This is a genomic window from Streptomyces sp. 378 (genome assembly GCF_030124145.1).
Lineage (GTDB): Bacteria > Actinomycetota > Actinomycetes > Streptomycetales > Streptomycetaceae > Streptomyces.
Window position 1 is genome coordinate 1 of record NZ_JASKMS010000025.1, and the last position, 25,727, is coordinate 25,727.

Here is a 25,727-nt window from a genome sequence, read left to right on the forward strand (position 1 = left end):
CGCCGGGCGTGGGCGCACCGGCCTCCGCACCGGCCTCCGCACCGGCCTCCACGGCGGCCTCCGCGCCGGCCTCCACGGCGGCCTCCGCGCCGGCCTCCGCACCGGCCTCCACGGCGGCCTCCGCGCCGGCCCCGACGGCGTTGTCCGGGCCCCAGACGCCCCCCACCGTCCCCGCGCAGTCCGGCGGGCCCGGCAGTGCCCAGCCCGGCGCCGCCGCCGCGGTCCCCCTCAGCGCGGGCCCCGGCGGCGGCCAGTCGTCCTGGGCGCAGCAGGTGCACCGGCTCGCCGGGGGCGGCGGTGGTGACGAACAGCCCGTCGCGCCCTGGAAGCCGCCGGTCGAGGACGTCTTCCAGGCGGCCGCCCGGCGCCAGGCGGAAGCCCGCCCCGCCGGTCTCGGCAAGCGGCTGGCCGCCCGGCTGCTGGACACCGTCGTCCTCGCCGCCCTCACCGCCGTGGCCGCCGTACCGCTCGGCACCAAGGCGATCGACCACGTCAACGAGAAGATCGACGCGGCCAGGCTCTCCGGAGAGACCGTCACGGTCTGGCTGCTCGACGGCACGACCTCGGTCTGCCTCGGCATCATCCTGGCGGTGCTGCTGCTGGCCGGTGTCCTGTGCGAGGTGCTGCCCACCGCCAAGTGGGGGCGCACCCTCGGCAAGAAGCTGATGGGGCTCGAAGTCCGGGACATCGAGGGCCACGACTCCCCGGAGTTCGGCCCGGCCCTGCGCCGCTGGCTGGTCTACAGCGTGCCCGGACTCCTCGTCGTCGGGCTGGTCGGCGTCGCATGGTGCCTCTTCGACCGGCCCTGGCGCCAGTGCTGGCACGACAAGGCCGCGCACACCTTCGTGGCGGGCTGAGCTCCCTCGGACGGCCGTCTGCCGGATGCGGAGACCGGGTGTTCGCGGTCGACTCGGGCCATGAGCAGTGAACCGCCCCCCGGCTCCGGTCAGCGGCCCCCGGAAGACGACCCGTTCAGGAAGCGCCCCCCGGACGAGCCGCCCGGTGAGGGCACGGGCTCGCCCTACGGTAGTGATCCCCCGCCGTACGGGGGCGGTGGTCCGGGCGGTCCGGGAGGCTCCGGTGGCGGGTATGGCGGCGGCCCGCCCGGCGGTGGCGTTCCTCCCGGCGGCGGCCCCTACGGCGGTGATCCGTACGGCGGCGGCTCCTCTCCGGCCGACCCCCTCGCCGGTATGCCCCCGCTCGCCGACAGCGGCAAGCGCACGCTCGCCCGCATCATCGACATGATCCTGGTGGGTGTCGTCGTCTGGCTGCTCACGTGGGGCTTCGGCGTCAACGAGTACGACGTGGACAGCGACCGCATCGAGGTCGGCAAGTCGTTCTGGCAGTCGGCGGTCGCCGCCGTCCTCTACATCGCCTACGACACCGTCACGACCGCCGGGACCGGTCAGACCCTCGGCAAGAAGCTGCTGCACCTGCGCGTGGCCAACCTGGACAACGGCGCGACGCCCTCCGCGCAGACCGCGCTGGCGCGCGCCGCGGTGCTGTGGATCCCGTTCGCCTTCTGCTGCGCCTGCGTCTGGACGGCGATCTCGGGCGGCTGGAGCTTCTTCGACCGGCCCTACAAGCAGGGCCTGCACGACAAGGCGGCCAAAACGGTCGTGGTCAGCACCAATTGAGGCAGGCGGGGACCAGCGGGCGGCACCGGAGGATCAACGGGCGGTCAGGAGGCCGCCCGTTCCCGTACCGGCTCCTGGGCCGGCGCCGGGATGGAGGCCCGTACCGGCTCCCGGGGGGCGGGCTGTTCCACCGCGGCCGGGCGTGTGCCGGGCAGGGGCACCGTCAGGGCTACCAGCAGTCCGAGGGTGAGCGCCGCGACGGCGATGATCGCGACCCCCGCGCCCGAACTCGTCCGGGACAGCAGCAGCATGGCGAGGGTCGAGAGGATCACGGTGCAGGAACCGTAGGCGAGCTGTGCGGCAGTCGGACGGGGCATGGCCATCATGTCCTCGAAAGTGGGGTCCACGGGGGTGTCGGCCTGGCTTTGCGCCGGCTTCCGGGCGTTCCGCCGAACGACATTCTCTCGGGCAGGGTGCCCGACCGGAACCGGCGGTAAGCGTGACCTAATCAACAACGGCGGTGCACAGGGGGCGCACGGAGTCATGACGTCCACCTGGTGGACATATGCACGCGCCCGCTCGGCCGGTGGAGGGGCCGTGGGACAACCGTTTGGTTGTCCGTAAAACGAACGCCACCTCCGCATAGTGCACTTGACTTGTCCAAGTCAAGGTCTGTCTTTTCTTCTAAACCTCTAGTCAAATGTCGTCACTTGACTACACGCGTTGATCACGCGCGCGCGGATTTCCATGACCGGGACCCTGCCTGCCGCGCGCCGCAACGCGGGGGAGGATCTCAAGTGACCAGTAGACCCTGGACGTTCAGAGCGGCCGCCATCAGCGTGGCGCTCGCGGCGGCCACCGCCACCGCATCGACGTACGCGGTGGCCGACGACGCCTCGGCCCCCCGGTCCACCACCGTGGACCGGCACGACCCGGCGGATCGTCACCATGACGATCACGACCTCGAAGGCCCGCTGAGCAAGACGCGGGACGCTCAGCGCCAAGAGGCCCTGAAGCAGGTCATATCGGGCAAGAGCAAGGTCAAGAACCGTGATGGTTCGAAGGTCGTGCAGCTCAAGAGCAAGAAGGGCGACGCCAAGTACGTCGAGCTCGGCCGCGAGAAGACCGACAAGATCTTCACGATCCTGGTCGAGTTCGGGGACAAGGTCGACAGCCGCTACGGCGGCACCCCGGGCCCGCTGCACAACACGATTCCCAAGCCCGACCGCAAGAAGGACAACTCCACGGCGTGGAGGGCCGACTACGACCGGGAGTACTTCCAGGACCTGTACTTCGGCCACGGCAAGGGCGTCAACTCCGTCAAGACCTACTACGAGAAGCAGTCCTCGGGCCGCTACTCGGTCGACGGTGAGGTCTCCGACTGGGTCAAGGTCCCCTACAACGAGGCCCGTTACGGCAACAACGCCTGCGGTGACACGAACTGCCCGAGTGTGTGGAACGTCGTCAGCGACGGTCTGAACGCCTGGGTCTCCCAGCAGAAGGCGGCGGGGAGGACCGACGCGCAGATCAAGGCGGACGTCGCGCGCTTCGACGAGTGGGACCGTTACGACTTCGACGGCGACGGCGACTTCAACGAGTCCGACGGCTACATCGACCACTTCCAGGTCGTGCACGCCGGTGAGGACGAGTCCGCGGGCGGCGGCGCCCAGGGCACCGACGCGATCTGGGCCCACCGCTGGTACGCCTTCGGCACCGACGCCGGCGCCACCGGCCCCGAGAACAACAAGCTCGGCGGCGCGAAGATCGGCGACACCGGCATCTGGGTCGGCGACTACACCGTTCAGCCGGAGAACGGCGGACTCGGCGTCTACGCCCACGAGTACGGCCACGACCTCGGTCTGCCGGACCACTACGACACCGCGGGCGGCGAGAACTCCACCGGCTTCTGGACGCTGATGTCGTCCGGCTCCTGGCTCGGCACCGGCAAGAACGAGATCGGCGACCTGCCCGGCGACATGACCGCCTGGGACAAGCTGCAGCTGGGCTGGCTGAACTACGACAAGGCCAAGGCCGGCGTCAACTCCTGGCACAAGCTGGGTGTCGCCGCGTACAACACCAAGCACAAGCAGGCGCTGGTCGTCGACCTCCCCAAGAAGGCGGTCACCACCGAGATCGTCCCTCCCGCCGAGGGCAAGACCCAGTGGTGGAGCGGCAGCGGTGACAACCTGAAGAACACGCTGACCCGTTCCGTCGACCTGACGGGGAAGACGTCGGCGTCGCTCACGCTCGACGGCTGGTACGAGATCGAGGCCAACTACGACTACCTCTACACCGAGGTGTCGACCGACGGCGGCGCCAACTGGACGGCCCTGGACGGCACGGTCGACGGCAGGCCGATCCCGCGTGACGGCAGCGACAAGCCGGTCCTGACCGGCACGGTCGACGGTTACAAGAAGCTGGCGTACTCCCTGGACGCCTACGCGGGTAAGAAGTTCGACCTGCGCTTCCGCTACCAGACCGACGGCGGTCTGGCGATGAAGGGCTTCGCGGCCGACCGGATCGCCGTGACCGCCGACGGCACCACCGTCTTCTCCGACGACGCCGAGTCGACGGACGCGGCCTGGACGGCGAACGGCTTCTCGCGCATGGGCGCGTCCTTCACCAAGGACTACGCGCAGTACTACATCGCCGAGAACCGGCAGTACGTGTCGTACGACAAGACCCTCAAGGTCGGCCCGTACAACTTCGGCTTCACGGAGCGCCCGGACTGGGTCGAGCACTACGCGTACCAGAACGGCCTGCTGATCTGGAAGTGGGACACCTCCCAGGCGGACAACAACACCAGCCAGCACCAGGGCACCGGTCTGGTCCTGCCGATCGACTCCCACCCGACCGCGCTGAAGTGGGCCGACGGCACGCTGATGCGCAACCGCATCCAGTCCTACGACTCGCCGTTCAGCCGCTACCGCACCGACGGCATGACGCTGCACAAGGCGGACGTGGCGAAGTACATCCCGGGCTCGAAGGGCGTCCCGGTCTTCAACGACCGGAAGAACGACTACTACGACGAGTCGAACCCGACGGCGGGTGTCAAGATCACTGACACCAACACGAAGATCAAGATCCTCAAGGAGGCCAAGGACGGCTCGACGATCGAGCTGGAGGTCGGCCCCGCGGGTAGGTAATCCGCATCCTTGCAGGTCAGAACATGATCGGCGGTGACCCACTGGCGGGTCACCGCCGATCCGTGTTTAGGTGCGTCCTGTGGCTCTCTTATTGACACCGACCGACACGGGGGGATGACCGCATGGCCGCAGGAGGCTTCTGCAAGCTGCCGAACGGCATGGTGGTGGTGGCACTGAACCTGCCCAGCCCCGCCGCCGACGGCCCCGGCGCCGTCCGCGTCCTCGTGCACTCCGTGAACCGCGCCCGGGCCCTGACCAGGCTCCGCAACCTCGGTCTGCGGTCGGTCTACCTGCGCGGCAACGCCGCCCCGCCGACCCCGGACGAGATCACCGCGGTCCTGCACCACCCCGACGGCCTCATATGGCGCACGGCCCCCGACAACGGTGTCGCGTCGACCCCGGACCTGGTCCAGGAGCTGTGGAGGCCGATCAGAGCCCTCCTGCGGCGCCCGACGGCCCAGACCTGACCCACGGGGGCCCGCCGAACCGCGGGACTACTGCACGACCGGCTTGCCCGACAGCTCCACGCCCGCCTCGCGCAGCTCCTCCAGGGCCCGCTCGGTGCTCTCCGGGGCCACCCCGGCCGTCAGGTCCAGCAGGACCTGCGTACGGAAGCCCTCCCGGGCGGCGTCCAGGGCCGTGGCGCGCACGCAGTGGTCGGTGGCGATGCCGACCACGTCCACCTCGGTGACATCGCGGGAGCGCAGCCAGTCGGCCAGCGGCGTGCCGTTCTCGTCGGTGCCCTCGAAACCGCTGTACGCCGCCGAGTACGCCCCCTTGTCGAAGACGGCGTCGACCGAGCCGGAGGCGACGGCCGGGGCGAAGTTCGGGTGGAAGCCGACGCCCTCCGTGCCGGCCACGCAGTGCGCGGGCCAGGAGCGGGCGTAGTCCGGGTTCGTGGAGAAGTGGCCGCCGGGGGCGATGTGGTGGTCACGGGTGGCCACCACGTGCTGGTAGCCGGACCCGGCCGCCTGCCCGATCAGCTCCGTGACGGCGGCGGCCACATCGGCACCACCGGCCACCGCGAGGCTGCCCCCCTCGCAGAAGTCGTTCTGCACATCGACGACGATCAAGGCGCGGCGCATGGTCGGTGTCCTTCGGCTATGAGGTCGGCAAGCCCGGCCGGTGAACCACCGAGCCTATGACCAGAGGAGAGCGGACGGGAGGGGGCACGGGTCGGCGCGTCACGGCACACCGCAATTAGCTACCCGGGGTCTCGTGCAGGTACTCCGTGGGCAGGACGGGCTCCCCGCGCGAGAGCTGCGTGGCCGACATCGGGAGACCCGCGCGCGCCCTCGTGTGCCGCTCGCGCGCCGCGTCCAGCGGCTCGCGCGCCACGACCTCGCCGCCCTTGACCAGCTCCCCCAGCAGCTGCCGGTCCACGAGCTCGCCCGGCACCGGACCGGTGCCGATCACCTCGGCCTCGGCGACCCCGTGGGCGTCCACCCGCCGCGCGGCCCACTTGCGTCCGCCGACGGACGTCTTGCCGCCGGTGGACTTCTTCGCGACCGGCACCAGCGGCGCCTGCGGGTCGGCGGACTCGGCCCGCGCGACCAGCTTGTAGACCATCGAGGAGGTGGGGTGCCCGGAGCCGGTCACCAACTGCGTACCGACGCCGTACGCGTCCACCGGCGCGGCGGCCAGCGAGGCGATCGCGTACTCGTCCAGGTCGGAGGTGACGACGATCTTCGTCTCGGTCGCGCCCAGCTCGTCCAGTTGCCGGCGCACCCGGTGCGCGACCAGCAGCAGGTCGCCGGAGTCGATGCGCACCGCGCCCAGCTCGGTCCCGGCGACCTCGACGGCCGTGCGGACCGCCTCGGTGACGTCGTAGGTGTCCACCAGCAGCGTGGTGCCCCGGCCCAGTGTGTTCACCTGGGCCTGGAAGGCGTCCCGCTCGCTGTCGTGCAGCAGGGTGAAGGCGTGCGCGGAGGTGCCGACGGTGGGGATGCCGTAGCGGAAGCCGGCCGCCAGGTCGGAGGTGGTCGCGAAGCCGCCGACGTAGGCGGCCCGGGAGGCCGCCACCGCCGCGAGCTCGTGCGTGCGCCGGGCGCCCATCTCGATCAGCGGCCGGTCACCCGCGGCCGCCGCCATGCGCGAGGCGGCCGCGGCGATCGCCGAGTCGTGGTTGAGGATCGACAGAATCACGGTCTCCAGCAGCACGCACTCGGCGAAGGTGCCCTCGACCCGCATGATCGGCGAGCCCGGGAAGTACACCTCGCCCTCGGGATAACCCCAGATGTCCCCGCTGAAGCGATAGCCGGACAGCCACTCCAGCGTCTCCTCGTCGACGATCCCCCGCTCGCGCAGGAAGTTCAGCACGGCCGGTTCGAAGCGGAAGTTCTCCACCGCGTCCAGCACCCGTCCGGTGCCGCCCACGACGCCGTAGCGGCGCCCGTCCGGCAGCCGCCGGGTGAAGACCTCGAACACGCTCCGCCGCTCGGCCGTGCCCGCCGTGAGGGCGGCCCGCAGCATCGTCAGCTCGTACTGGTCCGTGAAGAGCGCCGTCGAGGGGACGCCCACCCGTCGCCCGCCACCGCCCTGTCGTGGCGGCGCGTCGCGCCCTTCTTCTTCCGGCAGCCCAAGGTCCGCTGTGTTCATGACGCCCGATCGTACCCCCATTTCGTCAGTTTGACGATTTCCAGCAAGACCCCCGGATTCCAGGCCCGTTTGTGCGTCCACCCCCCTCGGGTGGCAGCATGGGCTGTGTGACGTCACCCGCGCCCCTGGAGATCGAACGCACCGAGTCGGCGGAGGAGGTCTTCGCCGTACCCGAGCCGGACCTCCCGTGGGTCACGATCGTCCACAACGACCCGGTCAACCTCATGAGCTACGTGACGTACGTCTTCCAGTCGTACTTCGGCTACTCCAAGGACAAGGCCACCAAGCTCATGCTCGACGTCCACCACAAGGGCCGGGCGGTCGTCTCCAGCGGCAGCCGCGAGGAGATGGAACGCGACGTGCAGGCCATGCACGGCTACGGCCTGTGGGCCACCCTGCAGCAGGACCGCAAGTAGCCAGCTCCCCGCCCAGCAGTGAAAAGGCGTTCATGCCCGGAACCTTCGAACCGCTCCCCGGCGGCGGCGCGGCCGTCGCGCTCGACGACGTCGAGATCTCCATCATCCGGTCGCTGGCCGTCCAGCTCCTGGAGCTCATCGGCCCCGGCCCCGCCGAGGACACCTCCGGCGACCCGCTCGCCGAGTTGTTCGCCGAGGGCCCGAGCGAGCCGCCCGGCGACCCGGTGCTCAGGCGGCTCTTCCCGGACGCCTACAGCGACCCCGAGCAGCCCGCCTCGTCGCGCGACGCCGAGGAGCAGCGGGCGCATTCCGCGGAGTTCCGCCGCTACACGGAGAACGACCTGCGGGCCGGCAAGCGGGACAACGCCCTCGCGGTGATCCGCTCCCTCGACGCGCTCTCCTCGGCGTCGGCCGGTGAAGGCGGCGCGGTGCTGAAGCTGTCGTCGGCGGAGTCGCAGCAGTGGCTGGGGGCCCTGAACGACCTGCGGCTCGCGATCGGCTCGCGGCTGGAGATCACCGCCGACGAGGACACCGACCTCCTCTACCGCCTTCCGGACGACGACCCGCGCAAGCCGATGGTGATGGCCTACCTGTGGCTGGGCGGTCTCCAGGAGACGCTGGTCGGAACCCTTATGGCCTGATCGGTGCGGGTTGCGCCATCGCCGGATCGGTGATCGGTGTTCGCTCAGAGGACACTCAAATCCGGATAACGATCCCGTCACCGCACCCGCCTCCTATGGCCTCTCCGAAAGCGTTTTGTCCGCTTTTCCCGTGCGATGCGCCACATTTCCATGCCTGTGACCGGTCTTGCGGCGTGATAGATCTTCACGTCCGCCCGGTCAGAACACCACCCGAATGTTCGGCCGGGTGCGCCACCGAGCCGGTGACCGCCGGCCAGGCACGAGCGGGCTTGCGGGCCCGCTCAGCTCCATCATTCCGGGGGGATCGAAACCCGATCCGAGGCCGACGAGAGGGCCCGGGTCGGCATGGAGAAAGGCGCACCACACATGACCTCTGCGCAGGTCGACACGGAAAACGTGCCCGAGGAGGGGTACGAGCGGGGACTCGGCAGCCGCCAGGTCCAGATGATCGCGATCGGCGGCGCCATCGGCGTCGGCCTGTTCATGGGCGCCGGAGCGAACATCGCGAAGGCCGGACCCAGCATCATCCTCATGTACGCCCTCGCGGGTGTCGTGATCTTCTTCATCATGCGGGCCCTGGGCGAGCTGCTCCTCTACCGGCCCGTCTCCGGCTCCTTCGCCGAGTACGCCCGCGAGTTCCTCGGCCCGTTCTTCGGGTTCGTCACGGGCTGGACGTACTGGCTCATGTGGGTGGTGACCGGCATGGCCGAGCTCACCGCCGCCGCGATCTACATCCACTTCTGGTTCCCGGAGATCCCGCAGTGGGTCAGCGCCCTGGTGTTCCTGGTGGTGCTCTTCGGCGTCAACCTGATCTCCGTCAAGATCTTCGGCGAGGTCGAGTTCTGGTTCTCGATGATCAAGGTCACGGCCATCATCGGCATGATCGTCATCGGTCTCGGCGTGCTCACCCTCGGCTTCTCGGACGCCGGTGACACCGCCGCCGTCTCCAACCTCTGGTCGCACGACGGCTTCTTCCCCAACGGCATCGGCTCCAGCCTGATGACCCTCCAGGGCGTCATGTTCGCCTACCTCGCCGTCGAGCTCGTCGGCGTCACCGCGGGCGAGTCCGAGAACCCCGAGAAGACCCTGCCCAAGGCCATCAACACCCTGCCCTGGCGCATCATCGTCTTCTACGTCGGCGCCCTGCTGGTGATCCTCTCCGTCGTCAAGTGGACCGAGTTCTCCGCCGGCGAGAGCCCCTTCGTGCACGCCTTCGGCAAGATCGGCATCCCGCTCGCCGCGGGCATCGTCAACTTCGTCGTGCTCACCGCGGCCCTGTCGTCCTGCAACTCGGGCATGTACTCCACCGGCCGGATGCTGCGCGGCCTGGCCGCCAACAGCGAGGCGCCGCGGGCGTTCGGCAAGCTCAACGCCCGCAAGACGCCCGCCGTCGGCATCACGGTCTCCGTCGCGCTCATGGGCATCGGCGTCGTCCTGAACTACGTCGTCCCGGAGAAGGCGTTCCTCTACGTCACCTCCGTCGCCACCGCGGCAGGCATCTGGACCTGGATGATGATCCTCGTCAGCCACATCCGCTACCGCGCCGCGGTCGACGCGGGCCGGCTGCGCGCCTCGTCCTTCCCCGCCCCCGGCGGAGCCCTCTTCAGCTGGGTCGCCCTCCTCTTCCTCATCGGCGTGACCTGCATGATCGCGTACGACAAGGACGCGCGGATCTGCCTGTACGTCGCGGCCGGCTGGGCCGTGGCCCTGGGGGTCGGCTGGGCGGTCCTCAAGAGCCGCAACCCGCAGCTCACCGAGCGCCCCGACGTGGAGTTCGAGAAGGTCGGCTGACCACCCCACAGGACGTCCGGCCGCAGGGAGTACTCGTGGCACCCCCTGCGGCTGCCGCTCAGGGCGTCCGGCATATGGGCCGTTCCGTACCAGTCCTCGGTACGGAACGGCCCTTCTGCTTATCCTTGCCGGCATGCTGACCATCACCCAGGCCCTCGTCGACCAGATCGTCGCCCACGCGCGCAAGGACCACCCCGACGAGGCGTGCGGCGTCGTCGCAGGACCGGCGGGCTCGGACCGCCCCGAGCGCTTCATCCCCATGCTCAACGCGGCCATGTCGCCCACGTTCTACGAGTTCGACTCCGGCGACCTGCTCAAGCTCTACCGCGAGATGGACGACCGCGACGAGGAGCCGGTCGTCATCTACCACTCCCACACCGCGACCGAGGCCTACCCCTCGCGCACCGACATCTCCTACGCCAACGAGCCCGGCGCGCACTACGTCCTCGTCTCCACCGCCGACACCGACGGGGCCGGTGAGTTCCAGTTCCGCTCCTTCCGGATCGTCGAGGGCGAGGTCACGGAGGAAGAGGTCCAGGTCGTCGAGGCCTACTGAGACCGTCTGAACAGCACGGTCTCACTCCCCGGCCCGAAAACGTCCGCCATGTGGGATCACATTCCAGGACCCGGACCGGGAATCGATACGATGAGCCCATGGTTTTCCACGACGTGAGCGAAAAGACGCCGGGCGATCTGCTCGTGGCGCGGCTGCACGTCGACCTGTGCAGGCTCGCCAGCGCCATCTGTTGACGCCGGACCCTGCCGCCGTACGGCCGTCAGCCGCGGCGCCGCACACACGCACCACCCCGCTGTTCCTGCGCTGCCGCGCGCCCCGACCGACTACTCCCGACAGGAGCCCTGAAGCCATGGCCATCGAGGTCCGCATCCCGACCATCCTCCGCACCTACACCGACGGTCAGAAGGCGGTGGAGGGCAAGGGAGACACCCTCGCCGAGCTGTTCACCGACCTCGAGACCCGGCACGCCGGCATCCAGGCCCGCATCGTGGACGACGGTCAGCTGCGCCGCTTCGTCAACGTGTACCTGAACGACGAGGACGTCCGCTTCCTCGACGGCATCAACACCAAGCTGTCGGACGGCGACAACGTCACGATCCTGCCGGCCGTGGCCGGCGGCATGGTCTGATCACCGATGCGCTACGACTCCCCCCTGGCCGCGGTCGGCAACACCCCCCTGGTGTGCCTGCCGCGGCTGTCGCCGTCCGCCGACGTCCGCATCTGGGCGAAGCTGGAGGACCGCAACCCGACGGGGTCGGTCAAGGACCGTCCGGCCCTGCACATGATCGAGCAGGCGGAGAAGGACGGCCGCCTGACCCCGGGCTGCACCATCCTCGAGCCGACATCGGGCAACACCGGCATCTCCCTGGCCATGGCGGCGAAGCTCAAGGGCTACCGCATCGTCTGCGTGATGCCGGAGAACACCTCGCAGGAACGCCGGGACCTGCTGGGCATGTGGGGCGCGGAGATCATCTCCTCCCCGGCGGCGGGCGGCTCCAACACCGCCGTGCGCGTCGCCAAGGAGCTCTCGGCCGAGCACCCGGACTGGGTGATGCTCTACCAGTACGGCAACCCGGACAACGCGGGCGCCCACTACGCCACGACCGGCCCCGAGATCCTCGCCGACCTGCCGTCGATCACGCACTTCGTGGCCGGTCTGGGCACCACCGGCACCCTCATGGGCGTGGGCCGCTTCCTGCGCGAGCACAAGCCGGACGTCCAGATCGTCGCGGCCGAACCGCGCTACGACGACCTGGTCTACGGCCTGCGCAACCTGGACGAGGGCTTCGTGCCCGAGCTGTACGACGCCTCCGTCCTCACCACCCGCTTCTCGGTCGGCTCGGCGGACGCGGTCACCCGCACCCGCGAGCTGCTCCAGCAGGAGGGCATCTTCGCCGGCGTTTCCACGGGCGCCGCGCTGCACGCCGCGATCGGTGTCGGCAAGAAGGCCGTCAAGGCCGGGGAGCCGGCCGACATCGCCTTCGTCGTCGCCGACGGCGGCTGGAAGTACCTCTCCACGGGCGTCTACACGGCGGCCACCACGGAGGAGGCCATCGACACGCTCCAGGGCCAGCTCTGGGCGTAGCCGACGCAACGAACCGACACGAGGGGGCTGGAGTCCGCGACTCCGGCCCCTTCGCGCCGCTCAGCCCGCCAGGTACCGCACCTGGTCCCACAACGCCGGATCCACCACGCCGACCCGCCGCCGGAAACCCCACACCGGGACCTCGCGCAGCTCGTTCGTCTCCAGGAAGCTCGGGCGGCCCCGGGCGTCGTCGACCGACCCCGGGGGCAGCGGGATCACCCCGGCGCGTTCGTCACGGACCCGGGTGGTGATCTTCGCGACCGTCGCCCGCTCCCCGCGCACCGCCAGCACCAGGCAGGGCCGGTCCTTCGCCCGCCCGTCGCCCGTCACCGCCCTGCCTGACGCGCTGCGCGCGGACCCCTCCGATTCCGCTTCGTCCTCGTAGGGCACCCGCGCCCACCAGATCTCCGCCGGCTGCGGCCGGCCCTCCGGCGCGAGCACCGGCGCCACCGTCCGGCCCCGTGGGGCCGACGGCCGCCGTCCCCGGCCCCAGCCGTCGACGAGCGTGGCGACGAGCGCGAGCAGCACCACCGCGGCGAGCGCCAGCCACCAGGACGTGTCCATACTGAGACGTTACCGGCGCCGCCCGCGCCGCGCGCCCCCCTCGCGAGGATCACCCGCTGCCCTGCCAGCCGAACCGGTGACAGCACAGGTGAGTTCGCCCACAACAGGCCTTTGTGGAGGAGCTACCGGAGGTTTCGCGCCTTACGCTCGACGGACCGCACGACCCCCCGACGCCCCTCTCAGACATTCCCGCCAGCGGAGGTTTCTGCTTCATGAAGCTCACCGTCGTCGGCTGCTCGGGGTCGTTCCCGTCCGCGGAATCGGCCTGCTCGAGCTACCTCGTCGAGGCCGACGGCTTCCGGCTGCTTCTCGACCTGGGCAACGGTGCCCTGGGCGAGCTGCAGCGCCACTGCGGTCTCTACGACCTCGACGCGATCTTCCTCAGCCACCTGCACGCCGACCACTGCATCGACATGTGCGCGTACTTCGTCGCGCGCTACTACCGTCACGACGGCGGCCGCTGCGATCCCCTGCCCGTCTTCGGCCCCGAAGGCACGGAACACCGGCTGACCACCGCCTACGCGGACACCCCCTCCGCCTCCTCCATGAGCGAGGTCTTCGACTTCCACACGGTCAAGCCGTCCACCTTCGACATCGGCCCGTTCACCGTGCACACCGAGCGGGTGGCCCACCCCGTGGAGGCGTACGGCATCCGCATCGAGCACGGCGGCCGGACGCTGGCGTACTCCGGAGACACCGGCGTGAGCCCCGCGCTGGACGAACTCGCCCGGGACGCCGACCTGTTCCTGTGCGAGGCGGCGTTCACACACGGCAAGGAGAGCATCCCCGACCTGCACCTCAACGGCCGCGAGGCGGGTGAGACGGCGGCCCGGGCCGGTGCCCGCCGCCTGGTCCTGACCCACATCCCGCCGTGGACGGACCCCCAGATCAACCTCGCCGACGCCCGCGAGGTCTACGACGGCCGGGTGGACCTGGCCGCGCCGCGGCAGACGTACGAGATCTAGCGTCCCCCGCATCCGGACCCCGGACCACGCGCGAGGGCCCCGGAACCGCTCTGGCGGTTCCGGGGCCCTCGCGCGGAGGGGGGTTCCCTACTTCGCCTCGGCCTTCTGCAGCTCGGCGAGTTCCTCGTCGGACTCGCGGCCCGGCGTCGGCAGGTTGAACTTGGTGATCGCGAAGCGGAAGACCGCGTAGTAGACCGCCGCGAAGCACAGACCGACCAGGGCCAGGCCCCACGGGTTGGTGGCGATGCCCAGGTTGAGGAAGAAGTCCACCGCGCCGGCCGAGAAGCCGAAGCCGTCCTTCATGCCCAGCGCCCAGGTCAGCGCCATCGAGACACCGGTGAGCACGGCGTGGATCGCGTACAGCACCGGGGCGATGAACATGAAGGTGAACTCGATCGGCTCGGTGACGCCCGTGACGAACGAGGTCAGCGCGAGCGACAGCATCATGCCGCCGACGATCTTGCGGCGCTCGGGCCGGGCGCAGTGCACGATCGCGAGGCAGGCGGCCGGCAGGGCGAACATCATGATCGGGAAGAAGCCGGTCATGAACTGCCCGGCGCTCGGGTCACCCGCCAGGAACCGGGCGATGTCGCCGCTCTTGCCCTCGTAGGTGCCGGCCTGGAACCAGGGGAAGGAGTTCAGCAGGTGGTGCATGCCGATCGGGATCAGCGCACGGTTGGCGACACCGAAGATGCCCGCGCCGACCGCCCCGGAGCCGACCAGCCACTCGCCGACGTTGTGCAGAGCCGTGCCGAGGACCGGCCAGATGTAACCGAAGACGATGCCGATGACCAGGCCCGCGAAGGCGGACAGGATCGGCACCAGACGGCGCCCGCCGAAGAAGCCCGCCCAGTCGGGCAGCTTGGTCCGGTAGAACTTCTGGTAGAGCAGGGCCACGACGATGCCCATGACCACACCGCCGAGGACCTTGGCGTCCACGGGAGCGTCGACCATGACGACCTTGCCGTCGACCGCCGTGGCGACCTTCGGCAGGTTCTTGTCGGTGAACGTGGCCAGCACGTTCTTGAAGACGAGGTAGCCGACCACGGCCGCCAGCGCGGTGGACCCGTCCGACTTCTTGGCGAAGCCGATCGCGATGCCCACGGCGAACAGCAGCGCCATGTTGTCGAGGATCGCGTTGCCGCCGGCCGCCATGAAGCCGGCGATCTTGGTGAGGAAGGCGGGGAACGACTCGCGCCCGAGCATGTCGGTGTTGCCGAGTCGGACGAGCAGGGCGGCGGCGGGCAGGACGGCGACGGGGAGCATCAGGCTGCGGCCGATGCGCTGCATCACCGCCATCACCGCCGACCCCCTCTTCGGGCTCGCGGGCGCGGTCGTGGCTGTGGACATGAACTTCCTCCAGGGGGCACGGCGCCGCCCAGAAAGAGTTCGACGGGGGCCGGCGGCGTCTCAAAGAAAGGGGAACGCGGTCATCACCGCGTGACCTCCACCACTGAGTGGTGTAGACCAGTTGTAGCACGGTAGGCCGAACGAGTGGAACCCGCCAATTCCCCCCGTCTGTGACGACCACGCCTCGGCGCTGTCCTCGACGTCCCCCTCGGGCTCGCGCCCCGCGGTGGCCGGATCGAACCTCCTGATTCCCGAACACGTCCGGCTGCCCCAGCCGCTGAGGAGCCCCGCGGCCGGCAGCATCACGATCGGCCACCGCAGACATTCCGGGCCCTCGGTCGAGACACTTCGGCGGGAGACTTTGTCGAGAGGCACGCTCGTGGTGTAGACCAGTCGTTCGACGGTCGCACGAACGTGACGCCATCACTCGGCACACACGACTTGGCCGCTCGCACAGAGGGGCCGGCTGTGGGTTACTGCGACAAAGCGGTTCGGATCAGGGAGAACGAACATGGCCACCAAGGCTGAGAAGATCGTTGCCGGGCTCGGCGGCATCGACAACATCGAAGAGGTCGAAGGCTGCATCACCCGCCTGCGGACCGAAGTCGTGGACCCCGCCAAGGTCGACGAGACCGCCCTGAAGGCCGCCGGCGCCCACGGCGTCGTCAAAATGGGCACCGCGATCCAGGTCGTCATCGGCACCGACGCCGACCCCATCGCAGCGGAGATCGAAGACATGATGTGAAGGGCGGGGATCGTCCCGGGCTTCACCCCCTGACACCCAGCCCCACCGGGGCCCCGTCCCACCGCGGAAGGGGCCCCTTCCGCACGTACGGATAGGCTCAGCCGCATGTCTCGAATCGACGGCCGCACCCCCCAGCAGCTCCGCCCCATCACCATCGAGCGCGGCTGGAGCAAGCACGCCGAAGGCTCCGTCCTCGTCTCCTTCGGCGACACCAAGGTCTTCTGCACCGCCTCCGTCACCGAAGGCGTCCCGCGCTGGCGCAAGGGCAGCGGCGAAGGCTGGGTCACCGCCGAATACTCCATGCTGCCCCGCGCCACCAACACCCGCGGCGACCGCGAGTCCGTCAAGGGCCGCATCGGCGGCCGCACCCACGAGATCAGCCGCCTCATCGGCCGCTCCCTGCGCGCCGTCATCGACTACAAGGCCCTCGGCGAGAACACCATCGTCCTCGACTGCGACGTCCTCCAGGCCGACGGCGGCACCCGCACCGCCGCCATCACCGGCGCCTACGTGGCGCTGGCCGACGCCGTCGCCTGGGCCCAGCGCAAGAAGCTCATCAAGGCCGGCCGCCAGCCCCTGACCGGCACCGTCTCCGCCGTCTCCGTCGGCATCGTCGACGGCGTCCCCCTCCTCGACCTCTGCTACGAGGAAGACGTCAAGGCCGACACCGACATGAACGTCGTCTGCACCGGCGACGGCCGCTTCGTCGAAGTCCAGGGCACCGCCGAGGCCGAACCCTTCGCCCGCGACGAACTGAACGCCCTCCTCGACCTCGCCGTCGCCGGCTGCGACGAACTCGCCGCCCACCAGCGCACCGCGCTTGATACCGTCCTCGAAAAGTAAAGGGCACACCAAGAAGGCGGCTCGGTGCGGGCAACCGCGCCGAGCGCCCGCGCGTCTGAAGGAGTACGGGCGCACGGCTCATCCCTGTGCGCCCGGCCAGCCGCGCGGGCCCGACCGGCCCCGCCGAACGAGAGGGACCGCTCCATGGCCGCGAGCCGCCGACGCCGCACCCCAGCCGTCGCCGCCACCCTGGCGGCCGTCGCGCTGACCGCCGGACTCACCACCGGCTGCGCCGCCGTCGACAAGGCGCTGGACTGCGTACAGACCGCCGACGCCATCGCCGACAGCGTCACCGAACTCCAGCAGGCCGTCGACGGCGCGGCGAACGACCCGACGCAGCTCGACGAGTCCCTCGACTCCATCGACAAGAACCTCGGCGACATCGGCGACAAGACCGACAACGCGGACGTCAGCAAGGCCGTCGACGACCTCAACAAGGCCGTGGACAACGTTCGTACGTCGATCAGGAACGGCGACGAGACACCCGACATCAGCCCCGTCACGGACGCGGCGGGCGAACTGACGAAGGTCTGCACGCCGTAGTGCTGCGCTCGCTGGGCCGGGCCTCCTCGTCTGCCGGGTTCCGCTCGGTGGCGGGCAGCGGGTTCGTGGTGGTCGCTCGCGCAGTTCCCCGCGCCCCTGACGGGGCGCCGGGGCAATACTGTTGTGGCCATGACCCGCCTGATCCTCGCCACCCGCAACGCGGGAAAGATCACCGAGCTTCGTTCGATCCTCGCCGAAGCCGGGCTGCCCCACGAACTCGTCGGCGCCGACGCCTACCCGGACATCCCCGACGTCAAGGAAACGGGCGTGACGTTCGCCGAGAACGCCCTCCTCAAGGCCCACGCCCTGGCCCGGGCGACGGGCCTGCCCGCCGTCGCCGACGACTCGGGCCTCTGCGTCGACGTGTTGAACGGCGCCCCCGGCATCTTCTCCGCCCGCTGGTCCGGCCGCCACGGCGACGACAAGGCCAACCTGGACCTCCTCCTCGCCCAGCTCTCGGACATCGCCGACGAACACCGGGGCGCACACTTCGCCTGCGCGGCGGCGTTGGCCCTGCCGGACGGCACGGAGAGGGTGGTCGAGGGACAGCTACGGGGCGTCCTGCGCCACGAGCCCGCCGGCACGGGAGGCTTCGGCTACGACCCGATCCTCCAGCCGGAGGGGGAACAGCGGACCTGCGCGGAGTTGACTCCGCAGGAGAAGAACGCGATCAGCCACCGGGGGAAGGCGTTCCGGGCACTGGTGCCGGTGGTTCGGGAGCTGTTGGGCTGACGACGAGGCCCACCCGGTACACCGGGTGGGCCATCGATTCAAAGGCGTGCGGCCGGAGGGACTCGAACCCTCAAGGGATTTCTCCCACAACATCCTAAGTGTTGCGCGTAGGCCAATTCCGCCACGGCCGCATCCAGGCCATCGTACCGGTCAGGTACTGCGCGGCTGTGAGGAACGTCTGCCGCCGCCTCTGCACCAGGTGCTCGTTACCGCATGGCAGTTGGGACACAGCAGCCGCAGGTTCTCCAGCCGGTCGTCGCTCCAGTCCCCGTTAATGTGATCCACCTCCAGCGTCATGGGCTTGCCGAGCCACTCGGGGCCGATCCCGCAGTCGGCGCATTTATCGGGTACGCCCATCTCGCGGAGCATCCGACGTAACACAACGGTGCGGGTCCGACGCTCGCCGCCATGCTTGACCAGGACATCTTCAGGACGTCTGAGGGCTGGCCGGCGCTTCCCGCGCTGGTGAGCCTGGCCCAGAAAGTGCACCGTGGTGAGCTGGTCCTCGGCGATCCACTGCCGCAGATGCGCACGCTGAGTGCCGCCGTCCGCGCGCCCGAGGCGGCGTAGCACCTCGGCGAAGGAGAAAGACTCGATGACTGCCGCACGTAGTTCCTCAGGGGTGGGCCGGGCCCGCCTACCGCTCATGAGGTACGCCTCTTGCCGCGCCCTCGGTAACTGTCCGTCGTCGAATGGCAGTTGGGGCACAGGAATCGTAGGTTCTGGAGCCGGTTGTTCCTCCAGCTGCCGTCGATGTGGTCGACTTCCAGGGGGAGCGGGCGGCCCCGCCACACCGCCTCAGTGCCGCAGAGGGCGCACCGCTCCGTCACTCCCAGGGAGGTCATCGCCCACTTGAGGCGGTCGCTCGGAATGCGCCGGGCGCGGTTGACCGGCTGTTCGACGAGGAGGGCGTCCGGGGTTCGAGGACGCCAGGGCTTCCCGCGCCTCGTCGGCACCTGGAAGTGCGATGTATCGATTCCGTATGCCTTGATTCGACGGCTGATGTGCGTGTGATGCCCGCCCACCACCTCAAACCCGAGACACCGCAACACCTCGCACATGTTCGTCGAAGCCCCAACCGCCCGTTCAAGGACGTCTCTCGTCCACTTCACGCCCTCCCGCTCGAAGTGCGACACGTCCACCCCGAGCTTTTTCATCCGGCCGAACACATACCGCCGTGTTGAACTCCGGGGGTCCACCCCCAATCTCCCCAAAGCCTCCGACAACGTCCGCGCCCCCGAGCCGCCTCCTCCAGCCGCTCCCTGGTGTACGCACTGGCCCCCATGAATCGCTCCTCCGTCCCCGACCACACGTTCGTGATCTCGTACGGAGTAACGAACCGCTTATCGGACCGTCACGCCCGAAATGCGGAGCGGCTCGTACCGGATCTCCCCGGTACGAGCCGCTCGCGGAAGAAGAACAGCGGGTCTCAGACCCCCAGGTCCTTGATGATCTTCGCCACGTGACCCGTCGCCTTGACGTTGTACAGGGCGCGTTCGACCCTGCCCTCCTCGTCCACCACGATCGTGGAGCGGATGACGCCGACGACCGTCTTGCCGTACAGCTTCTTCTCGCCGAAGGCGCCGTAGGACTCCAGGACCCGCTTGTCCGGGTCGGCGAGCAGGGTGACCTTCAGGGACTCCTTGTCGCGGAACTTGGCCAGCTTCTCCGGCTTGTCGGGCGAGATGCCGATGACGTCGTAGCCCGCGCCCGCCAGCAGCTCCAGGTTGTCCGTGAAGTCGCAGGCCTGCTTGGTGCAGCCGGGGGTGAGGGCGGCCGGGTAGAAGTACACGATGACCTTGCGGCCCTTGTGGTCGGACAGGGACACCTCGGTGCCGTCGGCGTCGGGGAGGGTGAAGGCGGGGGCCACGTCCCCCGGCTGGAGTCGCTCGCTCATCGGGCCAGGGTAACCGGGGGTGCTGACAGTGTGATGAGTCGTGGAGCTGACAGACTGTCCCGCACAGGCTTCACACCGACTTCGGAGGCGACACGGTGGCGGACACGGCGGACACCAGGACCCCGGCGCAGATCGAGGCGGACATCAGGCGCCGCCGCGCGACCCTGGCCGAGACCCTCGACGAGATCGGGGTGCGGGTGCACCCGAAGACGATCGTCGGGGATGCCAAGGCCAAGGTCGCGTCGAATATCGATCACACCCTGGGACGGGCTTACGTGGGGGTCAACCAGGCCGTCACGGACGTGCGGGCCCGGTTCGTGGACGAGGACGGCGCGCCGCGGCTGGAGCGGGTCGTGCCGGTCGCGCTCGTCGCGGTGGGCGTGGTCGGGCTGCTCGTGCTCGGCACACGGCGGCGCAAGGGCTGACCCGACTGCGTACGTTCGCGGGGAAGACAGGTAGGTTCAGGGCGTGAGCGCCAAGAGAAACGAGCACAGTACCCATCCGGACAAGCTCCCCATCCGGATGCTGCACGACCGCGTACTCGTGCGGCAGGACACCAGCGAGGGCGAGCGGCGTTCCGGCGGCGGCATCCTGATCCCCGCCACGGCGGCGGTCGGCCGGCGGCTGGCCTGGGCCGAGGTCGTCGCGGTGGGTCAGAACGTGCGGACCGTGGAGGCGGGTGACCGGGTTCTGTTCGACCCGGAGGACCGGGCCGAGGTGGAGGTGCGGGGGATCGCGTACGTGCTCATGCGCGAGCGTGATCTGCACGCCGTGGCCGCGGACCGCTTCGAGGGGGCCGAGGACTCGACGGGCCTGTACCTGTAGATCCATGCCCATGACATGGGGGCCGGCGACCGACCGTTGTCGCCGGCCCCCACGTCATGGGTTTTGCTACGGTTGCAGGCACCCGACGAGACGCGCCGTACCGGGACCAGGCAAAGACGACGCACCGACACCGTCAGTCCGTCCCGGAGGTGCCCGTCATGGCCTGGGTTCTGCTCGTCGTCGCCGGTCTGCTGGAGGTGGGGTGGTCCGTCGGCATGAAGTACACCGACGGGTTCACGCGCCCGCTGCCCAGTGTGCTCACGGGCGCCGGCATCGTCGCCAGCATGCTGCTGCTGTCGCAGGCCGCCAAGACCCTGCCGATCGGTACCGCCTACGGCGTGTGGGTGGGGATCGGCGCGGCCGGGGCGGCGGTGTTCGGCATGGCGGTGCTCGGTGAGCCGGCGACCGCCGCCCGGATCTTCTTCGTGGGTCTGCTGCTGGTCGCCGTGGTGGGGCTGAAGGCGACCAGCGGTCACTGATCCGCTCGCGTGCCTACTCGCGGCGGGCGCCCTGCGGGACGATGCCCCAGCCGGGGCCGGTCGGGCCCGTCGCGCCGCCGTCGCCCGTGTCGCCGCCGCCCTCCGTCGTGCCGCCGTCGGTGGTGGCGCCGTCGGTCGTGGCGCCGTCGGTGGTTCCGCCGTCCGTGGTGCCGCCGCTGGGGGACTGGCCGCCGGTGCCGCCGTCGGTGGCGCCCCCGTCGGTCTGGCCCTCGGTCTGCGCCGCGGGGGCGCTGGGGGACTGTTCGGGCGTCTGGGTGCCGGTGTCCTCGCCGCCGGTGGTCGTGCCGCCGCCGTCGGTGGTGCCGCCGGTGGTGGGGTCGGCCGGGGCGTCGCTGCTGGGGGCCTGCGAGACGTCGGCGCCGGGCTGGAGCCTGAGGTCGAAGTCCTTGGCGGGCTTGCCCTTGAGGGCGTCCTGGGTGAACTGCGTCCAGATCTCCGTGGGCGCCCCGCCGCCGTTGATGCGCGGCAGGCCCATGGCGCCGTACAGCGACTTGTGGGCGGCGGTGACGGGGTCCTGTCCCATGACGGCGACGACGGTGGCGAGGTCGGGGGTGTAGCCCGCGAACCAGGCCGCCGTGTCCTCCTCGGCGGTGCCGGTCTTGCCGGCGACGGGGCGGCCCGCGCCCTGGGCGGCGGAGGCGGTGCCGTTCTGGACGACGCTGCGCAGCATCGAGGTGGTGGTGTCGGCGGCCTCGCGGCTCACGGCCTGCCGGGTGCGCCGATCGGGCAGCTCGACGGGCGTGCCCTCCTTGGTGACCTTCTCGACCATCGTGTAGGTGCCGTGCCTACCGTGGTTGGCGAGGGTGGCGTAGGCCTCCGCCATGTCGAGGACGCTGGCGGTGGCGGTGCCGAGCGCGATGGCGGGGCCGTCGGCGAGGTCGGGGGTGGTCTCCGGGATGCCCAGGTCGATCGCGGTCTGCTTGACCTTCGCGGGGCCGACGTCGGCGGCCATCTGCGCGTAGACCGAGTTCACGGAACTGTCGGTGGCCTCGGTGACGGTGATGTCGCCGTAGGAGCGCTGGTCCTCGTTCTCGGGGGCGTAGGGCTGGCCGGTCCAGCCCTGGACGGGGCGTTTGTTGGTGCCGTCGTAGACGGTGTTCGGGGTGATGACGCGACCGTCCTGGGTCTCGGAGTGGTTCTCGACGGCCGAGGTGAACACGAACGGCTTGAAGGTGGAGCCGACCTGGAAGTCCCTGCGGGTGGCGTTGGGGGTGTACTGCTTGACGTAGTCGATGCCGTTGTACATCGCCACGACCTTGCCGGTCTTGGGGTCGACGGAGGCGCCGCCCGCGCGGACGTAGGTGTCGACCTTGTTGTTCTTCTTGTCGAGCTTGGACATCAGCTTGTCGTTGACGGCCTTCACGAACGCGTCCTGCTTGCCCTTCTGCAGGGTGGTCGTGATGCGGTAGCCGCCGGCGTCGAGCCGCCTCTCGTCGACGATCTCGTTCTGGACGAGGTAGTCCTTGACGATCCGGACGATGTAGCCGCGCTGTCCGGACATGCCGGTGGAGAGGGTGGACTCCTTCGGCATGGGGAACGTCATGCCGGTGCGCTCGGACTCGGCGAGCCAGCCCTTCTTGACCATGCCGTCCAGCACGTAGTTCCAGCGGGACTCGGCGGCCTCGCGGTTCTCGGGGTGGGCGACGACGTCGTACTGGCTGGGGGCGTTGACGAGCGCGGCGAGGTAGGCGGCGCGGGCCGGGTCGAGGTCCTTGGCGTCCTTGCCGTAGTAGGCCTGGGCGGCGGCCTGGATGCCGTAGGCGTTGCGGCCGAAGTAGCTGGTGTTGAGGTAGCCCTCGAGGATGTGGTCCTTGCTCACCTCGCGGTCCAGCTTGATCGCGATGAAGAACTCCTTGGCCTTGCGCGTGACGGTCTGGTCCTGGCGCAGGTAGTAGTTCTTCACGTACTGCTGGGTGATCGTGGAGCCGGACTGCTTGCCCTTGCCGAGGGCGGTGTTCCAGGCGGCGCGGACCATGGCCTGGGGGTCGACGGCGGACTCGGTGTAGAAGTCGCGGTCCTCGGCGGCCAGGATGGCGTGCTGGGCGTCCTTGGAGATCTGGGCGAGGGTGACGTTCTCCCGGTTGACCTCGCCGTCGCGGGCGATCACGGAGCCGTCCGCGTAGAGGTAGACGTTGGCCTGCTTGGTGGCGAGCGCGTTGGCCGGGGGGATCTTCACGAGGGAGTAGCCCAGGAAGAAGCCGCCGACCAGCAGCAGCGCGACGATGACGAAGGCGCTGAGCGTCATGCGCCAGGTGGGGATGATCCGGCGCCAGCCGGTCCGCTTCGGTTTCCCGGCCGCCATGGCCTCGGGCGTGCCCGGGGTGCCGTCGGCGTCCGCCCGCGGCTCTCTCGGTGGCCGGCCCGGATTCGGCTGCTGCGGCTGAGGCTCGTCACTCATGTCGTGCACGGACTCCTGTTTCGCGTCGTACGTCGTTCCCGTACGTCTCTGCTCGCTCTTGCGCCCCTGTGGTGAAGACTGTCCCATCCTTTGATCAGTTCCCTGATCGAGGGCCGGGCTGTGAGCCGTCCGGTGAGGCGGGCCGGGTGCGGGTGAGCGCGCGGGTGGGCACGGGGTGAACCGCGCTGTTCCGCACGCCGGCCCGCATCGCGATCTCGCCTGTGCGACATTCGCCCGAAGGGGGATCCGACCGTGGATCGTGACGGCTCGTACGCTCCGTCCGGCCGGCACCGCCGCCACGCTGCTCGCCCTGGGCACGGGCGCCCGGGCCCGTGCGGACGCAACGGATCGTACCGTCTGGGCCGGTGCGCGCTCGCCTCGCGCCACCTCGGCCGCTGCCCGAAAACGCGTGGCATGCCCCATCAGGGGGCCACTAGGCTCCTGCGCTTCGGTGCCGGGTGGCGAGGAGGGCGGTGGATGTGGGCTCGGGGCGGTTGTACGCGGCCGTCGCGGCGGGCGGTTTCCGGCGGTACGCGACGTATCGGGCGGCCACGGTGGCCGGGGTGTTCACCAACACGGTCTTCGGCGTCATCCTCGTCTACACGTATCTGGCGCTGTGGGAGGAGAGGCCTCATCTCGGCGGGTACGACCAGGCGCAGGCCGTGACCTATGTGTGGCTGGGGCAGTGCCTCTTCGCGACGCTGGCGATCCAGGGCGGGGGCGCGGAGAAGGACCTGATGGAGCGCATCCGCACCGGTGAGATCGCGGTCGACCTGTACCGGCCGGCGGATCTGCAGTTGTGGTGGCTGGCGGGCGACGTGGGGCGGGCGCTGTTCCAGATGCTGGGGCGGGGGGTGGTCCCGTTCGTGTTCGGCGCGGTCTTCTTCCCGATGGCACTGCCCGCGGACGTCACCCGGTGGGCGGCTTTCGCGGTGACGCTGCTGCTGGCGACGGTCGTGAGCTTCGCGATCCGCTATCTGGCGGCCCTGAGCGTGTTCTGGCTGATGGACGGCATGGGCGTCAGCCAGGTTCTGATGGTCACGGGGGTCTTCTTCTCGGGCATGGTGCTGCCGTTGAACGCGTTCCCGGGTGTGCTCGGCGAGGTGGTGCGGGTGCTGCCGTGGGCGGCGCAGATCCAGATGCCGGCGGACGTGCTGATGGGGGAGACCGACCCGCTGCGGGCGTTCGCCTTCCAGGCGGCGTGGGCGGTGGCGCTGCTGGGGGCGGGGCGGCTGGTGCAGTCGGCCGCGACGCGGCGGGTGGTGGTGCAGGGTGGGTGAGCGCGCTGCCCTGGCCGAGGGGGTGCGGGCCTATCGGCTGATCGCCGGGATGTGGGTGCGGTCCAGCATGACGTACCGGACCTCCTTCGTCGTCACGGTGATCGGGAACCTGGCGGTGACCGGCCTGGACTTCGTGGGGATCCTGCTGATGTTCTCGCAGGTCGACTCGCTGGGCGGCTGGTCACTGCCCGAAGTGGCGTTCCTGTACGGGCTGTCGGTGACGTCGTTCGGGATCGCCGATCTGGCGCTCGGTTCGATGGACGTGCTGGGTGCCCGGATGCGTGACGGCTCGTTCGACACGCTGCTGGTGCGGCCGGCGCCGGTGCTCGCCCAGGTCGGGGCCGACCGGTTCGCGCTGCGCCGGCTGGGCCGGATCGTCCAGGGCACGGTGGTGCTGGGCTGGGCGCTGGTGTCGGTGGACGTCGACTGGAACGCGGCCAGGGTGCTGCTGGTGCCGGTGATGGTGGTCAGCGGCGCGGCGATCTTCTCGGCGGTGTTCGTGGCGGGTGCGGCCTTCCAGATCTACGCGCAGGACGCCGCCGAGGTGCAGAACGCGTTCACCTACGGCGGGACGACGCTGTTGCAGTATCCGCCGACGGTGTTCGGCAAGGACCTGGTGCGGGGCGTGACCTTCATGGTGCCGCTGGCCTTCGTCAACTGGGTGCCCGCCACGCATGTGCTGGGGCGGCCGTATCCGGTCGGGCTGCCGGGGTGGGCAGTCTTCGCCTCGCCGCTGGTGGCGGTGGTCTGCTGCGGACTGGCCGGGGTGGCGTGGCGTACGGGGCTTCGTTCGTACCGGAGTACAGGGAGTTGA

At 69.9% G+C, this 25,727-nt stretch carries 29 protein-coding genes, 1 tRNA gene, 1 pseudogene and 1 riboswitch; of the genes and pseudogenes, 21 read left to right on the forward strand and 10 right to left on the reverse strand.

Features of this window, described 5'->3' with window-relative positions:
- A partial coding sequence (locus QNO09_RS28175) for an RDD family protein (protein WP_283973068.1) occupies positions 1 to 857 on the forward strand: 857 nt, incomplete at its 5' end.
- A gap of 60 nt (positions 858 to 917) precedes the next feature.
- Entirely contained in the window at positions 918 to 1,637 is a 720-nt protein-coding gene (locus tag QNO09_RS28180) for an RDD family protein (RefSeq protein ID WP_283973069.1), read from the forward strand.
- Between the two features lie 44 nt (positions 1,638 to 1,681).
- Here the strand turns inward: QNO09_RS28180 and QNO09_RS28185 are convergent, their stop codons facing one another.
- Positions 1,682 to 1,960, reverse strand: a complete 279-nt coding sequence (locus QNO09_RS28185; protein WP_283973167.1) for a hypothetical protein — start codon at positions 1,958 to 1,960, stop codon at positions 1,682 to 1,684.
- 414 nt (positions 1,961 to 2,374) lie between these two features.
- On the opposite strand from QNO09_RS28185, the gene QNO09_RS28190 reads away from it, so the two are divergent.
- Both QNO09_RS28190 and QNO09_RS28195 read left to right on the forward strand, forming a co-directional pair.
- A complete protein-coding gene (locus tag QNO09_RS28190) occupies positions 2,375 to 4,723 on the forward strand; it encodes an immune inhibitor A domain-containing protein (RefSeq protein WP_283973070.1) in 2,349 nt (782 codons plus the stop codon).
- 122 nt (positions 4,724 to 4,845) lie between these two features.
- Positions 4,846 to 5,190, forward strand: coding sequence for a hypothetical protein (locus QNO09_RS28195; protein ID WP_283973071.1), 345 nt, complete (start codon positions 4,846 to 4,848; stop codon positions 5,188 to 5,190).
- Between the two features lie 27 nt (positions 5,191 to 5,217).
- Here QNO09_RS28195 and QNO09_RS28200 read toward each other — a convergent pair whose 3' ends face one another.
- The gene (locus tag QNO09_RS28200) at positions 5,218 to 5,808 is read right to left on the reverse strand and encodes an isochorismatase family protein (RefSeq protein WP_283973072.1); all 591 of its coding nucleotides are present in this window, start codon (positions 5,806 to 5,808) and stop codon (positions 5,218 to 5,220) included.
- A 115-nt stretch (positions 5,809 to 5,923) separates the two neighbouring features.
- Positions 5,924 to 7,321, reverse strand: a complete 1,398-nt coding sequence (locus QNO09_RS28205; protein ID WP_502962354.1) for a nicotinate phosphoribosyltransferase — start codon at positions 7,319 to 7,321, stop codon at positions 5,924 to 5,926.
- 98 nt (positions 7,322 to 7,419) lie between these two features.
- On the opposite strand from QNO09_RS28205, the gene clpS reads away from it, so the two are divergent.
- The 7 genes from clpS (at position 7,420) to QNO09_RS28235 (ending at position 12,271) form a co-directional block, all read left to right on the forward strand.
- Positions 7,420 to 7,737 (forward strand): ATP-dependent Clp protease adapter ClpS, encoded by a 318-nt coding sequence (gene clpS / locus QNO09_RS28210; protein WP_283973073.1) that lies wholly within the window; start codon positions 7,420 to 7,422, stop codon positions 7,735 to 7,737.
- 32 nt (positions 7,738 to 7,769) lie between these two features.
- The gene (locus QNO09_RS28215; protein ID WP_283973074.1) at positions 7,770 to 8,378 is read left to right on the forward strand and encodes a DUF2017 domain-containing protein; all 609 of its coding nucleotides are present in this window, start codon (positions 7,770 to 7,772) and stop codon (positions 8,376 to 8,378) included.
- 366 nt (positions 8,379 to 8,744) lie between these two features.
- A complete protein-coding gene (locus QNO09_RS28220; RefSeq protein ID WP_283973075.1) occupies positions 8,745 to 10,169 on the forward strand; it encodes an amino acid permease in 1,425 nt (474 codons plus the stop codon).
- A gap of 133 nt (positions 10,170 to 10,302) precedes the next feature.
- Positions 10,303 to 10,725, forward strand: coding sequence for a M67 family metallopeptidase (locus QNO09_RS28225; protein WP_031140077.1), 423 nt, complete (start codon positions 10,303 to 10,305; stop codon positions 10,723 to 10,725).
- A 98-nt stretch (positions 10,726 to 10,823) separates the two neighbouring features.
- Complete coding sequence (locus QNO09_RS39740) at positions 10,824 to 10,919, forward strand: putative leader peptide (RefSeq protein ID WP_311688247.1); 96 nt, start codon at positions 10,824 to 10,826, stop codon at positions 10,917 to 10,919.
- A gap of 116 nt (positions 10,920 to 11,035) precedes the next feature.
- Positions 11,036 to 11,314, forward strand: coding sequence for a MoaD/ThiS family protein (locus QNO09_RS28230; RefSeq protein WP_062927117.1), 279 nt, complete (start codon positions 11,036 to 11,038; stop codon positions 11,312 to 11,314).
- A 6-nt stretch (positions 11,315 to 11,320) separates the two neighbouring features.
- Positions 11,321 to 12,271 (forward strand): PLP-dependent cysteine synthase family protein, encoded by a 951-nt coding sequence (locus QNO09_RS28235; RefSeq protein ID WP_283973076.1) that lies wholly within the window; start codon positions 11,321 to 11,323, stop codon positions 12,269 to 12,271.
- Between the two features lie 60 nt (positions 12,272 to 12,331).
- Here QNO09_RS28235 and QNO09_RS28240 read toward each other — a convergent pair whose 3' ends face one another.
- A complete protein-coding gene (locus QNO09_RS28240) occupies positions 12,332 to 12,835 on the reverse strand; it encodes a type II toxin-antitoxin system PemK/MazF family toxin (RefSeq protein WP_283973077.1) in 504 nt (167 codons plus the stop codon).
- A gap of 212 nt (positions 12,836 to 13,047) precedes the next feature.
- Between QNO09_RS28240 and QNO09_RS28245 the strand changes: the two genes are divergently transcribed.
- Positions 13,048 to 13,800 (forward strand): MBL fold metallo-hydrolase, encoded by a 753-nt coding sequence (locus QNO09_RS28245; protein ID WP_283973078.1) that lies wholly within the window; start codon positions 13,048 to 13,050, stop codon positions 13,798 to 13,800.
- Positions 13,801 to 13,887: 87 nt separating this feature from the next.
- Here the strand turns inward: QNO09_RS28245 and QNO09_RS28250 are convergent, their stop codons facing one another.
- On the reverse strand, positions 13,888 to 15,150 hold the full coding sequence (locus QNO09_RS28250; RefSeq protein WP_283973079.1) for a PTS transporter subunit EIIC: 1,263 nt from the start codon (positions 15,148 to 15,150) through the stop codon (positions 13,888 to 13,890).
- 511 nt (positions 15,151 to 15,661) lie between these two features.
- Between QNO09_RS28250 and QNO09_RS28255 the strand changes: the two genes are divergently transcribed.
- The 4 genes from QNO09_RS28255 (at position 15,662) to rdgB (ending at position 18,013) form a co-directional block, all read left to right on the forward strand.
- Positions 15,662 to 15,895 carry a PTS sugar transporter subunit IIB gene (locus QNO09_RS28255; RefSeq protein ID WP_086602225.1) on the forward strand — a complete coding sequence of 78 codons (234 nt, stop codon included), beginning with the start codon at positions 15,662 to 15,664 and terminating at the stop codon, positions 15,893 to 15,895.
- 105 nt (positions 15,896 to 16,000) lie between these two features.
- On the forward strand, positions 16,001 to 16,738 hold the full coding sequence (gene rph, locus QNO09_RS28260) for a ribonuclease PH (protein WP_283973080.1): 738 nt from the start codon (positions 16,001 to 16,003) through the stop codon (positions 16,736 to 16,738).
- Positions 16,739 to 16,882: 144 nt separating this feature from the next.
- On the forward strand, positions 16,883 to 17,281 hold the full coding sequence (locus QNO09_RS28265) for a hypothetical protein (RefSeq protein ID WP_283973081.1): 399 nt from the start codon (positions 16,883 to 16,885) through the stop codon (positions 17,279 to 17,281).
- Positions 17,282 to 17,410: 129 nt separating this feature from the next.
- Positions 17,411 to 18,013, forward strand: coding sequence for an RdgB/HAM1 family non-canonical purine NTP pyrophosphatase (rdgB, locus tag QNO09_RS28270; RefSeq protein ID WP_283973082.1), 603 nt, complete (start codon positions 17,411 to 17,413; stop codon positions 18,011 to 18,013).
- A 47-nt stretch (positions 18,014 to 18,060) separates the two neighbouring features.
- On the opposite strand, the gene QNO09_RS28275 is transcribed toward rdgB, so the two are convergent.
- The 4 genes and pseudogenes from QNO09_RS28275 to bcp all read right to left on the reverse strand — a co-directional run bounded on the left by QNO09_RS28275 (position 18,061) and on the right by bcp (position 19,910).
- Positions 18,061 to 18,144: transfer RNA gene (locus QNO09_RS28275), tRNA-Leu, on the reverse strand.
- A gap of 19 nt (positions 18,145 to 18,163) precedes the next feature.
- A complete protein-coding gene (locus QNO09_RS28280; protein ID WP_283973083.1) occupies positions 18,164 to 18,661 on the reverse strand; it encodes an HNH endonuclease in 498 nt (165 codons plus the stop codon).
- A pseudogene (locus tag QNO09_RS28285) lies at positions 18,658 to 19,298 on the reverse strand (HNH endonuclease signature motif containing protein). The gene QNO09_RS28280 and the pseudogene QNO09_RS28285 overlap by 4 nt, the downstream one beginning before the upstream one ends.
- A gap of 144 nt (positions 19,299 to 19,442) precedes the next feature.
- Positions 19,443 to 19,910, reverse strand: a complete 468-nt coding sequence (bcp, locus tag QNO09_RS28290; protein WP_283973084.1) for a thioredoxin-dependent thiol peroxidase — start codon at positions 19,908 to 19,910, stop codon at positions 19,443 to 19,445.
- Positions 19,911 to 20,005: 95 nt separating this feature from the next.
- On the opposite strand from bcp, the gene QNO09_RS28295 reads away from it, so the two are divergent.
- The 3 genes from QNO09_RS28295 to QNO09_RS28305 all read left to right on the forward strand — a co-directional run bounded on the left by QNO09_RS28295 (position 20,006) and on the right by QNO09_RS28305 (position 21,214).
- Positions 20,006 to 20,335: a DUF3618 domain-containing protein gene (locus tag QNO09_RS28295; protein ID WP_283973085.1), complete on the forward strand. Its 330-nt coding sequence runs from the start codon at positions 20,006 to 20,008 to the stop codon at positions 20,333 to 20,335.
- A 43-nt stretch (positions 20,336 to 20,378) separates the two neighbouring features.
- The gene (locus tag QNO09_RS28300; RefSeq protein WP_031140106.1) at positions 20,379 to 20,735 is read left to right on the forward strand and encodes a GroES family chaperonin; all 357 of its coding nucleotides are present in this window, start codon (positions 20,379 to 20,381) and stop codon (positions 20,733 to 20,735) included.
- Positions 20,736 to 20,792: 57 nt separating this feature from the next.
- Positions 20,793 to 20,861, forward strand: a riboswitch (guanidine-III (ykkC-III) riboswitch).
- Between the two features lie 32 nt (positions 20,862 to 20,893).
- Positions 20,894 to 21,214 carry a DMT family transporter gene (locus tag QNO09_RS28305; protein WP_010040017.1) on the forward strand — a complete coding sequence of 107 codons (321 nt, stop codon included), beginning with the start codon at positions 20,894 to 20,896 and terminating at the stop codon, positions 21,212 to 21,214.
- Positions 21,215 to 21,227: 13 nt separating this feature from the next.
- Here the strand turns inward: QNO09_RS28305 and QNO09_RS28310 are convergent, their stop codons facing one another.
- On the reverse strand, positions 21,228 to 23,633 hold the full coding sequence (locus tag QNO09_RS28310) for a transglycosylase domain-containing protein (protein ID WP_283973086.1): 2,406 nt from the start codon (positions 23,631 to 23,633) through the stop codon (positions 21,228 to 21,230).
- 479 nt (positions 23,634 to 24,112) lie between these two features.
- Between QNO09_RS28310 and QNO09_RS28315 the strand changes: the two genes are divergently transcribed.
- Both QNO09_RS28315 and QNO09_RS28320 read left to right on the forward strand, forming a co-directional pair.
- Positions 24,113 to 24,913, forward strand: coding sequence for an ABC transporter permease (locus QNO09_RS28315; protein WP_283973169.1), 801 nt, complete (start codon positions 24,113 to 24,115; stop codon positions 24,911 to 24,913).
- On the forward strand, positions 24,906 to 25,727 hold the full coding sequence (locus QNO09_RS28320) for an ABC transporter permease (RefSeq protein ID WP_283973087.1): 822 nt from the start codon (positions 24,906 to 24,908) through the stop codon (positions 25,725 to 25,727). The genes QNO09_RS28315 and QNO09_RS28320 overlap by 8 nt, the downstream gene beginning before the upstream one ends.